Here is a 13065-nt window from a genome sequence, read left to right on the forward strand (position 1 = left end):
ACCCGTGCTTTGGCAGTCCTGCATCAGCAGGCTTACAAGTTCCATTTCCTTTTCTGTGAGAATGTTTTTTGACTGTCTCATTTTCATAACCTCCGTTTGTTTTATATGGAGATTATTGTCATTTACACGGATTGATATTCAGCCTCTGAGGCTGTCTTATACCAAGCTCATAGCCCTCCATATTAATTTCAAAGTCGTGTGATTGCCCTGTAATATAAGCTGCCATATATTTTATGCTGTTCTTAATTACTGAGTAATCTGCTCCTTCAAGTACGCTGCTGAATTCCAGTGTATCCCCGTCCTCAATTACAGTGGTTGTGAGTGCTGCAATAAAGCTCTTATCTGCGGACCACCTGTAAATTATGTTTCTGTCCGAATCCATAAGAGTAAAATCATATTTTTGCCCCGAGCTGTGATTTATAGTAACAGGCTTGCCTGAATGATTGGCAATTGACAGCTTCATTGTAAGCCCCGAATCGGATACTTCAACTGAGGGAACTACATCTACGTCCTCTTTAAAGCTTGCGGCGGTATTTGCCAGTCTCTGCACTACAATTGCACCCTCAGCACGTGTGGCGGGAGAGTCCGGGTAGAACATATTCCTGCCCCGTCCGTAGATCAGCTTTAGAAGCATTGCCTCTGTTATATCATTTTTATATTCCGGGGATATTTTGCTGTCGTCGTCAAAGGGCTCCGGCATCATCAGGATTATAGCATAATTCCCTCCGGTCATATCCTTAAGCGCGTTAATAATATAATGCACCATTTCGTCTCTCGGAAGCACCTCATTGGGGCCGAAGCTGTTCTTGCGGTCTATAATGCCTGCCGCGGCAAGATCATACAGTTGGGATGAGCCAATGTCTTCATTGCTTACATCATCGAAAAACTCCTTTATATCCGGCTCCTTCAAATATTTAATTTTAATATCCAGAGCAGTATGGAGAATTATAGCAAATTCAAGCCTTGTTATTGCCTTACCTGGTAGAAAGCTTCCTTCTCCGTCTGCAAAAATATCGGGGTCTGCATAAGTTTCAATTGCCGATTGAGCCCAGTGCCCTGATATATCGGTGAATGCGGAAGCATTTTTGCCAATAATCAAATCACTGGCTGCGAATACAGATAAATTGCTTAAAATAACAGTTAGTGCGATAATGAATATTGTGATCCTTTTTTTCATAATCATACCTCCAAAAACCCTAATAAAAATAATTCCCGTAAGCCGGCTTTACTGGCGGGTGTATATTTCAAACATGCCTGATACATTTTATTAGACTTATAAATTATAAATAAGTTCCGACTCTAGTCGATTAGGTGATGCTTATACCATTTTTTGCCTCGAATGCGCAAAAAGAAAACAATCCCTCTTATTCCCCACTCGCAATTCATAGCAAGCCAGAAGCCGAGAATTCCAAAATTTAATACAATGCCCAGCAGGTAGCCTAAGACAATGCGAAACAGCCACATGGACAGCAATGACACAATGGAAGTGAATTTTGAATCTCCCGCGGCTCTGAGTGCAGAGGGATAAGTAAAACTGATGGCCCATAACGGAATCTGAGCGATTAATGTAATCAGCATGATTTTAAAAATATCCGGCACTATTTCAGAGGGAGGATGAAACAGAGATACGAGAACATTGAAAGTTGACATAATAAGAATGCCTGTAATTAAAAAAGAAAAGGAAGACAGCCACGTAAAGGAGCGTATAAATTTCTTTGAATCCTTAATGTTGCGTTGACCCATGCATTGCCCCACAACTGTAACAAGAGTAAGTGAAAGAGCGGTAGCCGGAATTTGAGATATGCCTGTAATTGAGACACAAATTGCATTGGTTGCTATGGAATAGGTTCCCAGGCTGACGATAAAAATCTGCGTTAAAATTTTCCCTCCGTTGAAAAACATCTGCTCGGCTGCAAACGGAATACCTATAAAAAATATCCTTTTAAGCATTGACGGATCAAAGTGAAGCGTATCCTTTATTTTAAAATACAGTGGGGTATTCATTTTTATTATAAGCACAAGTGCAAAGGCTCCACCCAGATATCTTGATATATTCATGGATATTACCATTCCTGCAATACCCATATGCAAAACATTTATCAGTATAATATTTAAAACGACATATGAAACATTCATAATTAATGAAAGAGCTAATGAAAGCTTAGTTTCGCCTACACCCCTTAAAGCCCCGCACACAGCTTCTCTGAGGGCAAAACCACAGTAAGAGGTGCAGCTTCCTATTAAATAAATCCGGGCATTACTAAGAACGTCAGCCTCTGCTCCCTGAAACAGAATATAAAGAAGGGGCCGGTGAAAAGCTATAACAATTAAGGATATGCCAAGAGCGAGAAGAAAAACCGAGGATACGGAGCTGGCAGCAGCCTTTGACACCATGGTACCGTTGCCGGTTCCTTTATACTGAGCTACAACTATTGTACCACCAACCGATACGGCTATGAATACATTCATAAGGAAAATATTCAATGAGTCGACTATATTGACGGCGCTGATTGCCGCTACGCCCGAGGAGCTTATCATTGCAACATTCACCATATTAAGACAGATTACAAAGGCTTGATCTAAAAGTATAGGCAAAAAAATTACAATGATTTGGCGATAATCAATGGATTCTCCGGAAAAGTTTTTGTCTAAAAATACGTGTGCATCGCGTATTAGTTTTGATGATAAATTTGTTTTCCCCACATGATCGCATCCTTTTCTATACAAGGACTATTTTAGCATAAATAAAAAAACAATAACAGCCCTATCTGACTTGAAATAAGAGGTTTCAAGTGCCTGCTCTCATAGTTCGGGGTATTATCTTTTGTTTTCTAAGTATTTTACACGCCAAATGCTTAGACAACGGGGGAAAATAGCCACAGCATACCCTGACGTCAGGGTATGCTGCAAAATAAAAAAGGACAAATCCATGTACTTAAATAATAATTAGAAAATCCATGCGACAATGCGTCAGCACCTTTTCGACTGCCACAAATAATATCCCGACCATATAAACCAGCTTAGAAACCACAATATATAAGAATGATACCATGCATACCCGTTATGATAGGTAAGCACCCCGGTATATTTTTCTATTATAAACTCAATAAGTGTCAAACCTGTTGTCCATACGAAGGCCCACATGAATTTACCTTTTAAGGTTTTGGGCATGTGCTTCAGCCATATTATAACCGCAACGGGAACCACAATCATATTTGCTGTAACCGAAATGTCCCGGACACCTGGAAACAGCTTATATTGATAGCTCCATAGATTAAAATGCTCTGCGATATAGCACCACACATTAGCATAAAGGCTTGCAAACATAGCGGCGGGGATGTATTTTGTTATACCCTTCCGGTCAAAAAATAATGCAATTAAGGACGCTGCTATTATTACATACTGTATCAATATCTCCATATTTATAAAGCTTACCTTTCATTGAATATTGCATTTTTAGCAGTGTACCCCAATATTTTTAGCAGTACTAAAATTAATATTCAATAAAATTATGAAGGCGCCTACTTTATTTCCAGCAGGGCCATTGTAATGTCGTCAGGTATTTGGAGGGTATTCCCGATATCTGCAAACTCACACGCGCTTTCCACTATCCTGTTAAGAGAATCGCTAATTCCCGTATTGTCTCCTAACAGAATGTCAAGAAGTCTTTTCTCTCCATATTGTTCGTTGCTTGAATTTCTCAGCTCGACAATACCATCGGTATAAAAAAATATTCTGTCTCCCGGTATGAGATTTATGGTATTATCGCAATACCCCGGATTTTTAAGCCAATTGCTTATAGGGATGCCTGAAGATCTTAAGATTTCAAACCTGCCGGTATTAAACAGCACGGGACAAACATTATGCCCGGCATTTGAAAAAATTAATTTTTGCTGCTTTAAGTCAATGACGGCATAGAATACCGTAATATATAAATCATGGTCAAACCGGCTGTTGTTAAATTCCATATATAACTGCTCAAGCGCCTGGGCCGGAGAGAGCAGCTTTTTATTTATCGCGGATCTTAAGAATACGGTAAGCATAGATGCGGGCACTCCGTGGCCCGATACGTCGGCAATATATATTCCTATTCTGTCCTCGTCTATGCTGAAGATATCCAGAAAGTCCCCGCCCAGATCCTCACACGGCTTATATATAAATGAAAAATCGATTTTGTTTTCAGGCAGACCCTTAGGAAGAAGGCTGCACTGGAGCCTTTTAGCCATGCTAAGATTAGACTGCAGCTTGTGATTTTGCTCTATTATTTCGCGCTGAAGCTGCTTCATTTGGGTTATATCTCTTAGCACCTCTACAACATAAACAATTTGTCCCTTCCGGTTTTTAACGGGAGAGGACATAACAGAAAAGGTTTTGCCATTGATGATTTCTTCTTTCTCATGAGGATTCCCTTCAAAGACAGTCTGGCGCGATATGCAGTTATTGCAAGGCTCGGTGCGGCCCAACGCGGCATAGCATTTTTTGCCTTTTATTGAGGGAGGAAAAGCCTTTGCCATGGAGTTATTTATATATACTATATTGTCTTGCCTGTCTATAACTCTTACCCAATCAAACATTCCGTTGATTATATCCTCTATAAATGAGCTGTTTTCATTGTTCTCTTCCATGTCAGCATCCTTTTCCCTATATATCATAGAAAGCTATCTTTCACTTTATATATCAATAATATCAAAATAAAAAATTTATATCAATATTAAGTATAATGCAATCTTATGCGGCAAAGGTAATAAATTTATCTTTTCAAGGGAATAATAAGCTCTAAGAAAAAGGGAACAAGGAGAGCCATTATGTTTCTGAAAACAGTTGAAGCACAGAATTATATAAATGTCGACAGCAACGCGGCATTTAAAAATTTTACAGATGTATTGCATTCCCTTATCCATGAGAATATAAAAAAGGATTATAGCTCCATAGTGTTTGTATGCATAGGTACCGACAGATCCACGGGCGACAGTCTGGGGCCGCTTATAGGATATAAAATAAGCAGCCTGTGCCATGAAAATGTATATATATGCGGTACTCTTGAAAATCCTGTTCATGCAAAAAACATAGATCAGGTTATGAGCGGAATAGAGCAAAAGCATGAAAGGCCTTTTATAGTAGCCATTGACGCGTGTCTGGGAAGAATGGATCATGTGGGATATGTAACCGTAGGACAAGGGCCTATTAAGCCGGGATCGGGTGTTAATAAGGATCTTGCTCCCGTAGGACATATTCATATAACAGGAATTGTGAATTTTGGAGGCTTCATGGACTTTTTAGTGCTGCAGAACACCCGGCTCAGCATAGTAATGAAGATGGCCGATTTAATTTCAACAGGAATAAGATATGTACTCTGGAAAATGAAAAACGACCCGTCTGTTACATCCATATTATGCCGGGCAGATGCGTAAAACGGAAAGACAATAAAAAATTTCTCCTGAATTTATTATTAATCAGACTTTTTACTATTAAACGCTTATAATATTTATAGAAAATAAATTTGGGAGGATTTCTTATGAGAAGAAATAATATAGTTATAGGTGTTATCTTTATAATTCTGGGTGCTCTCTTTCTATTTAACAATACAGGATTTATTAAAATTGAGTTTGGTTTATCTGATTTAGGGTTTTTGATTTCAAGGTTCTGGCCTGCAATGTTTTTAATGCTCCCGGGATTTGCATTTCATTCTATATACTTTTCAGGAAAGAACGCCGATGCAGGGATACTTGTTCCGGGAGGGATATTGTTCTTTACGGGAGTTACCTGCCAGATTTCCGTTCTGTTTAATGTTTGGAGTATAATGTGGCCGGGATTTATACTGGCCGTTGCGATAGGACTTTTTGAGCTCTACCTGTTCGGAACAAGAAATAAGGGGCTTCTTATACCTGTGGGAATTCTTACGCTGCTTTCGGTTATATTTTTTGATCTCCGTCTTTTCGGATGGCTTAAAGGGTTTAATATAAGAGACATAGCTATAGGAGCGGTTCTGGTAATACTGGGGCTGTCCATAATAATGAAGAACGGCAGAAAAAAAGATGAATTTTAATAGGGGAAAAAATCTTGGAATATTATATATAATTGTTATATACTTATAGCAAGTGGGTAATATACTTGTTGAGCAAGCTCAAAAAATAGCGGGAAAAGGGGTTGAATTTTAATGGACAAATATGTTTGTACGGCATGTGGATATGTTTATGATCCCGAGTTGGGAGATCCGGACAGCGGTATTAATCCCGGCACTTCTTTCGAGGATATACCGGAGGATTGGGTATGTCCTGTCTGCGGAGTTGGCAAGGAAATGTTTGAAAAAGCTTAAAGGGGCCGGCTGTGTACTTTAAATCAAGGTATGCAGCCGCCTTTTGCCGCTATGCCTTTAAGGAGCTGTTTAAAATGGGCTCTAAGAGAACTATGTCGACCCACTTTATATTGTGCTGATCTATAAATATTAAGGCATCTTCCTCCCTGCAAAGAAGAACTGTCGCCTTCCTGCTGGAAAACATTACTGCTGTTCCTATGCTTAACATCAGGATACCTCCAAATTTTCAATAAACAAAAGGTTTTATGTAAAAAAGTTCATGATAAAGTCGAATTTTGTATCTATAATATATATCGGAACTTTAAAATAAAATGTGATAGGTGTTTTAAATAAATGCTTGCTACATATAATTTATATTAAGCCTGCAAAATTTATTGTGTTATAATATTGACGTATATTTACAAGTTAATATATACTTTATGATGTATAGGACAAGGATGCCTTTAAGATAAGAATTATTAATGCTAACTTAAAGAGAGTGCTTTTTAATACAATTTGTGCAGACTGAAATGACAATAGATTGCAAATTTTAATAAAGGAGTGTTTAATATGCCAATATACTCAAAGGAAGATATTTTAAGGATAGTAAAGGAGCAGGATGTAAAGTTTATCAGACTTCAGTTTACGGATATATTCGGAATTCTTAAAAATGTTGCTATTACCGTAGAGCAATTGGAAAAAGCTCTTGATAACAAATGCATGTTTGACGGGTCATCCATAGAAGGGTTTGTAAGAATTGAAGAATCCGATATGTATTTAAGGCCTGATACCAATACCTTTGCAATATTTCCCTGGAGGCCTCAGACAGGAAAGGTTGCAAGGCTGATTTGCGATGTATACAACCCTGACGGCACACCCTTTTTAGGAGATCCCAGGCATACTTTAAAAAGGGCATTGCAGAGAGCTACTGAAATGGGTTATGACACGTTTAACGTAGGTCCGGAATGTGAGTTTTTCCTGTTCCTTACAGATAATGAGGGTAACCCTACTACCGTTACTCATGATAACGGAGGCTACTTTGACCTAGGTCCCGTGGATCTCGGAGAAAATGCCAGAAGAGATATGTGCATGGCTCTTGAGGAGATGGGCTTTGAAATAGAGGCATCTCATCATGAGGTAGCTCCGGGACAGCATGAAATTGATTTCAAATATGGGGATGCGCTGAGTACGGCGGATGCCATACTGACCTTTAAGCTGGTTGTAAAAACTATAGCTCAGAGGCATGGGCTGCATGCAACCTTTATGCCAAAGCCTATTTTCGGAATAAACGGTTCGGGGATGCATATAAATACCTCGCTGTTCAAAGACGGTAATAATATGTTTTATGATGAGAAAGACCCGCTTCAACTGAGCCAGGATGCTTATTGGTTTATAGGCGGGATAATGAAGAATATGAGATCCATAGCGGCGATAACCAATCCTATAGTGAACTCATATAAAAGATTGGTGCCCGGCTATGAGGCACCTGTATATATAGCCTGGTCGGCAAGAAACAGGAGCCCTCTTATAAGAGTTCCGGCAGCCAGAGGAGCTTCGACAAGGCTTGAGCTGAGGTGTCCCGATCCTGCATGTAATCCTTACTTGGCGCTTTCTGCTATTTTAATGGCGGGCTTAGATGGAATACAGAACAAAATACAGCCCCCCGCTTCTACCGACAAAAACATATTCAATATGACTCCTGAGCAGAGGGAGGAAGAGGGCATAAATGCGCTTCCTAAAAATCTTGATGAAGCGATAGAAGAGCTTGAGAAGAGCAGCTTTGTAAAGGATGTGCTGGGAGCTCATATTTTTGAGAAGTATATTGAGGCTAAGAGAGAAGAATGGGATGAGTATAAAGCCAAAGTTAGCAAGTGGGAAATTGAACAGTATCTTACCAAATACTGATATAGGGGTATTGTGTTTAAAAAACTTTTAAGCCATCAAAAATTGACTTTTGGAAAGAGTGCAGCAATGAGGCGGCCGGACCCTGTGGTTCGGCTGTCTTTTTGGGTATATGTAGCTTTAAGTGCCCTGATTACTGTATGCAAATTCTGTTGCAGGGCATCGGTTAGCCTGCATTGAGGGGAAAGAAATATGACAGGTATTATAAATATAATGGCATTGGGGTGTTGACATGGAACCGTCGAGAATTTTGTTAGCCATGAACAACGACACATCAATTAATAAGTTAAAGAACACTTTGGTTGAGAACGGGTATTCCGTTATTGAGCAAGCAAAGGACGGGCATGACTGTTTGAGAAAAGTAAGGGCCTTAAAGCCGGACATGGTCATACTGGACTATAATCTTGCCTCCATGAACGGCTATGATGTGTCAAAGGTTATAATAGACGATAAAATATGTGACGTCATTCTTTTAATTACAGCCGCACAGGAGAGTCTGGTAAGTGAGGCCAGACCTGAAACCAGCTTTATATATATGACAAAGCCGATAAACAAGCCGAGTTTAATTAATACTATAGAATTAATGCTTAAAAACAAGAGGAAAATAAGAGAACTGGAGAGGGAAATAGAGGAGCTGAAGGCAAGCCTTGACACAAGGAAAGAGGTGGAAAAGGCAAAGGGGCTTTTAATGAGAAATATGGGTTTGTCCGAGGAGGAGGCCTTCAAGAGAATTCAGAGACAGAGCATGGATAAGGGAATTGCCATGAAGGAGATAGCAAAGGCTATTATACTTGCCTATGACCTATAGCTATAGTATTGCAGGACTATGTACGGAGGGTAAAATAGATGCTATAGTATTAGAGAAGAGAGATAAGCAGCATATTGTGAAGTGACATTATAATATTATTATTGTAGTGTTACTTTTTGTTTTGTCGGGGGTAAAATAATACATGACAAAGCTCAAGCCTTTAATAGGAATAACCGCAGGGTATGACTGCGGCAAAAATATGCTTTACTTGAAAGAGGGATATTTTGAGGCAATAAATAATGCAGGGGGGGTGCCCCTAGTAATTCCTCCCGTTCAGGAGAACGACATTTTGGATAGGCTTGTGGAGAACTGCGACGGAATTCTTTTTTCAGGAGGAACGGATATAGACGCACTTTACTACAAGGAAGACAATTATCCGTTTAATGGAGAAATTTCTCCCTACAGGGACTTTTCTGAGGTTTATATGGCAAGGATGGCTGTACTGCTGGGTAAGCCGGTGCTTGGAATATGCAGGGGAATTCAGCTTATAAATGCGGCTATGGGAGGCACTCTGTATCAGGACATATACTGTCAGATAAAAGATAAGCCTTTGCTCAAGCATTCCCAGGAGGCTCCTAAGTGGTATGCAACCCATGAAGTTTTTATTGAGAAGGGCTCAATTGTATGCAAGTGCATGGAAGGGACAACAGCCAGAGTTAACAGCTTTCATCATCAGGCGGTTAAGGATGTGGCTCCGGGACTTGAGGCAACCTCCGCTGCGTCAGACGGCATAATAGAATCTATTGAGGGTTCTGGTAAAGGCTTTATAGTTGGAGTACAATGGCACCCTGAATTAATGTGGCAGAAGGAAGGGATGTTTCTAAACCTTTTCAGGGAGCTTGTCAGGGCGTGTGGAAGGGTGCAGGTAAAATAAAAAGCCGACATGCTTAAAAAATTTATATTGGCGGAGGGCGAAAATGATATTAAAGGATATATTAGATAAGCTCAATAACACTATGTCAAGCCTGCCTGTCCCTATACAGGCTGTTATGAAAATAGCGGGAATAGTTGTAGTTTCTTTTATAATTATTAAATTGGGGAGTATTATTATCACAAAGCTATTACACAAGCAGAGCCTTTTTAAATACGGAATACACAGCAAAAAAATAAACACCATTTTATCTTTGTCTATCAGTGTATTTAAGTATACTATATATTTAATAGCAGGCATCATTATTTTATCAGATGTTCTGGGACTTAAGTCTATTCTGGCAGCGGCAGGCGTGGGCGGTATAGCGGTGGGACTGGGGGCTCAGAGCCTTATAAAGGATGTTATTTCGGGGTTTTTTATTGTTCTGGAGGATCAGTATTCTGTGGATGACCTTGTAACCATTGGGGAAATGACGGGTACTGTGGAGGATTTGGGGCTTAGAGTAACACGGCTGAGAAATTTCAATGGAGATTTGTATATAATTCCCAACGGGGAAATAAGCAGGGTTACAAATCACACACGGGGGAATAAAGCGGTTATTGTCGATATTCCCGTTTCATATAATGCCGATATGGAAAAAACCGTAGAGGCGGCCAATAAAGTGTGCAAGGCTGTGAATGAAGAGTTTTATGAGGTAATTACAGATTTAGCCAAGGTTATAGGAATAACAACTCTCGACAGAGGAGGAATGACGTTAAGGGTAATGGCTAAAACATTGGCTAATGAACAATGGGGGGTTGAGAGAAGGATCCGGGTACTGGTAAAGGAGGAGTTTGACAGGGCGGATATTAAATTTTTTTGACAGGAACAGAATAGTATTAAGTAAAAATAAAATGAAAAAATTTACGGGTGGGGGTAGTTCTAATGGCTGAAAGGTTTTTCATAGGAGATGTGGTAGAATTAAAAAAAGAGCATCCATGTGGAAGCAAGCAATGGGAAATAATGAGGACGGGTGCAGATTTCAGGATAAAATGCATGGGCTGCCAGCATCAATTGATGCTCCCCAGACCAAAGCTTGAAAAGAGTGTTAAAAAGATAATAAAGTCAAACGATCCCTTGAGATAAGCAATTGGCGGGTCTGAAACAAAATAGAAGGGCTGTTAAATTTGTATTATTTGCATGTAAAATATTACATATGAGATATTTAATGTTTTCCTATTGCTGAAAATTTATCTAAAATGTATAATTTATTTAAAAGCATATGACAAAATTCGAGCAAATTAGACAAAAATCTTAATCCAGCCTTTTTATTCTAAAATAAAGCTTATGGAGGAATATTGTTATGAAATTAAAACTACGTGCAAAGCTGCTTCTGCTTTTTCTTTCGGTGATGCTTGCATTCGGAGGCATACTTTTTTTTGAGGTAAATATGCAGGTTTCTAAGATGGCGAATATCGATATTATGGAAAGGCTTGATGGGAACTTATTGCTGGGGATGTCCCTTATAGATCAGACGTATAAGGGGGATTGGGAAATTAAGGACGGCAAGCTTTATAAGGGTGAAAATCTTGTAAGCGGGGATACCTTTATTGTGGATGAAATGAAGGATAAGGCTTATGCCGCTTCTTCAATATTCATGGGAGATATAAGGGTTTCGACTAATGTGATTGCAGAGGACGGAAGCCGGGCATTAGGCTCAAAGCTGTCACCGGAGGTAGTCCAGACTGTTTTGCGAGAGGGGCAGGATTTTGTGGGAGAGGCCGACGTTATAGGAGAGCTTCACCAGTGCAAATATGTCCCTTTAAAGAATAGTAGCGGTGAAGTAATAGGGGTTTGGAGCGTAGCCGTAAAAAAGAGCGATATAAATGAAAGAATAAGCGATATAAATTTTACTATCGGGATGTTTACTTTGATAGCAGAGATAATAGGAGCAATAATTCTTATAATTTTTTCAAACAGGATAGTTAAAAATGTAAATTACATACTTTTCGCTCTTAAAGATATCGCCAAGGGGAATCTCAAGCGGAGAGTCAGCTTAAAGGTTCGGGATGAGATAGGAGTTATAGGGGACAACCTTAATTTGATGGCGGACGACATCAGTGGGCTGATAAGCAAAATTAAGGAAATGAGTCTGGCGGTTGCGTCATCCTCCCAGCAAATGCTGGCCTCATCGGAGGAAGTCAGCAAGGTGTCGGAGCAGGTGGCTACGGCTGTGGGGGAAATTGCAAAGGGTGCTACTGAGCAGGCATTGTCAATTGAAAGGGGGAGCTCCGGTATACAGGAAATTGTTTACGGATTGGATAAAATTGTACAGGACATGGAGGACGCGGAGCAGGTGACCGATAAAGCGCTGTATGCCGTTAACGAGGGTGAAAAATCAGTAAGCCTGCAGGAAACAAAAATGCATGAGAATGCGGAGGTATCCGCAAATGTTGCCTCCGCTATGGATGAGCTTTCCCGCAGATCACATGAAATAGGCGAAATATTAGAGGTAATAAGGGGTATTGCAGGGCAGACTAATTTGCTGGCTTTGAATGCTGCGATAGAGGCTGCAAGAGCGGGTGAGGCAGGAAAGGGCTTTGCCGTGGTTGCCGATGAGATAAGACAGCTTGCCGAGCAATCCGCCTTATCCGTAAAAAAGATAGATGATATTATAAAGCAGGTGCAGTCAGGTGTAGAGATGGCAGTTTCCCAAATACGGAAGTCGGAGGAAATGTCTGAAGAACAGGGCAGAGCCTTGCTGGATACGGTGAAATCCTTTAAGGATATATTAAAGGCAGTTAATTTAATAGCAGAGAAGGTTAAATTTGTTGCCGGTGCCTCGGAAAGCTTAAGCCAAAATGCAAAAGAGGCCGGGGATAACATTACCGGTATTGCAAGCGTGGCGGAGGAGACTGCGGCGGGCACGGAGGAAGTGGCGGCATCCACTGAGGAGCAAGCCTCCATATCCAACCAGATAGCACTTTCGGCAGAAGACCTGGCAAGATTGGCATCCTCTTTGCAGAGCAGTGCCGAGAAATTTTTGGTATAGTCGGAATTGCCAATAAAATATAGTGCCACTCTCGGGGTTTTAAATCAATTATATTTGACAGGGATAAAATAAGCCTGCCGTATAAAGATTAATTACCGAAAGTGGCATTTTATATCCCTGTTAAGTGTTTAATTAAGCATGGACAGTCCCTTTTTTGT

General features: G+C 40.1%; 14 protein-coding genes. 9 read left to right on the top strand and 5 right to left on the bottom strand.

What is annotated here, in order from left to right; all coding sequences use genetic code 11:
- Positions 1-118 precede the first annotated feature (118 nt).
- The 4 genes from DFR58_RS14685 to DFR58_RS14700 all read right to left on the bottom strand — a co-directional run bounded on the left by DFR58_RS14685 (position 119) and on the right by DFR58_RS14700 (position 4625).
- Positions 119-1177: a BsuPI-related putative proteinase inhibitor gene (locus DFR58_RS14685; RefSeq protein ID WP_170138169.1), complete on the bottom strand. Its 1059-nt coding sequence runs from the start codon at positions 1175-1177 to the stop codon at positions 119-121.
- Between the two features lie 122 nt (positions 1178-1299).
- Positions 1300-2703, bottom strand: coding sequence for an MATE family efflux transporter (locus tag DFR58_RS14690; RefSeq protein WP_242987653.1), 1404 nt, complete (start codon positions 2701-2703; stop codon positions 1300-1302).
- A 267-nt stretch (positions 2704-2970) separates the two neighbouring features.
- On the bottom strand, positions 2971-3420 hold the full coding sequence (locus DFR58_RS14695) for a CBO0543 family protein (protein WP_114298609.1): 450 nt from the start codon (positions 3418-3420) through the stop codon (positions 2971-2973).
- Positions 3421-3521: 101 nt separating this feature from the next.
- Positions 3522-4625: a PP2C family protein-serine/threonine phosphatase gene (locus DFR58_RS14700; protein ID WP_170138170.1), complete on the bottom strand. Its 1104-nt coding sequence runs from the start codon at positions 4623-4625 to the stop codon at positions 3522-3524.
- 180 nt (positions 4626-4805) lie between these two features.
- On the opposite strand from DFR58_RS14700, the gene yyaC reads away from it, so the two are divergent.
- The 3 genes from yyaC to rd all read left to right on the top strand — a co-directional run bounded on the left by yyaC (position 4806) and on the right by rd (position 6316).
- On the top strand, positions 4806-5411 hold the full coding sequence (gene yyaC, locus DFR58_RS14705) for a spore protease YyaC (protein ID WP_114298611.1): 606 nt from the start codon (positions 4806-4808) through the stop codon (positions 5409-5411).
- Between the two features lie 104 nt (positions 5412-5515).
- The gene (locus tag DFR58_RS14710) at positions 5516-6046 is read left to right on the top strand and encodes a hypothetical protein (protein WP_114298612.1); all 531 of its coding nucleotides are present in this window, start codon (positions 5516-5518) and stop codon (positions 6044-6046) included.
- Between the two features lie 111 nt (positions 6047-6157).
- Positions 6158-6316 carry a rubredoxin gene (gene rd, locus DFR58_RS14715; protein ID WP_114298613.1) on the top strand — a complete coding sequence of 53 codons (159 nt, stop codon included), beginning with the start codon at positions 6158-6160 and terminating at the stop codon, positions 6314-6316.
- A 49-nt stretch (positions 6317-6365) separates the two neighbouring features.
- Here rd and DFR58_RS21905 read toward each other — a convergent pair whose 3' ends face one another.
- On the bottom strand, positions 6366-6524 hold the full coding sequence (locus tag DFR58_RS21905) for a hypothetical protein (RefSeq protein ID WP_170138171.1): 159 nt from the start codon (positions 6522-6524) through the stop codon (positions 6366-6368).
- Between the two features lie 341 nt (positions 6525-6865).
- Between DFR58_RS21905 and glnA the strand changes: the two genes are divergently transcribed.
- From glnA to DFR58_RS14745, 6 genes are all read left to right on the top strand, one after another.
- Positions 6866-8200 carry a type I glutamate--ammonia ligase gene (gene glnA / locus DFR58_RS14720; RefSeq protein ID WP_114298614.1) on the top strand — a complete coding sequence of 445 codons (1335 nt, stop codon included), beginning with the start codon at positions 6866-6868 and terminating at the stop codon, positions 8198-8200.
- A gap of 229 nt (positions 8201-8429) precedes the next feature.
- On the top strand, positions 8430-9005 hold the full coding sequence (locus DFR58_RS14725; protein WP_114298615.1) for an ANTAR domain-containing response regulator: 576 nt from the start codon (positions 8430-8432) through the stop codon (positions 9003-9005).
- A 142-nt stretch (positions 9006-9147) separates the two neighbouring features.
- On the top strand, positions 9148-9879 hold the full coding sequence (locus DFR58_RS14730; protein ID WP_114298616.1) for a gamma-glutamyl-gamma-aminobutyrate hydrolase family protein: 732 nt from the start codon (positions 9148-9150) through the stop codon (positions 9877-9879).
- A 43-nt stretch (positions 9880-9922) separates the two neighbouring features.
- Positions 9923-10738: a mechanosensitive ion channel family protein gene (locus tag DFR58_RS14735; protein ID WP_114298617.1), complete on the top strand. Its 816-nt coding sequence runs from the start codon at positions 9923-9925 to the stop codon at positions 10736-10738.
- A gap of 62 nt (positions 10739-10800) precedes the next feature.
- The gene (locus DFR58_RS14740) at positions 10801-11001 is read left to right on the top strand and encodes a DUF951 domain-containing protein (protein ID WP_114298618.1); all 201 of its coding nucleotides are present in this window, start codon (positions 10801-10803) and stop codon (positions 10999-11001) included.
- Between the two features lie 217 nt (positions 11002-11218).
- A complete protein-coding gene (locus DFR58_RS14745; RefSeq protein WP_114298619.1) occupies positions 11219-12907 on the top strand; it encodes a methyl-accepting chemotaxis protein in 1689 nt (562 codons plus the stop codon).
- Positions 12908-13065 lie beyond the last annotated feature (158 nt).

Source organism: Anaerobacterium chartisolvens (assembly GCF_003337415.1).
Lineage (GTDB): Bacteria > Bacillota > Clostridia > Acetivibrionales > DSM-27016 > Anaerobacterium > Anaerobacterium chartisolvens.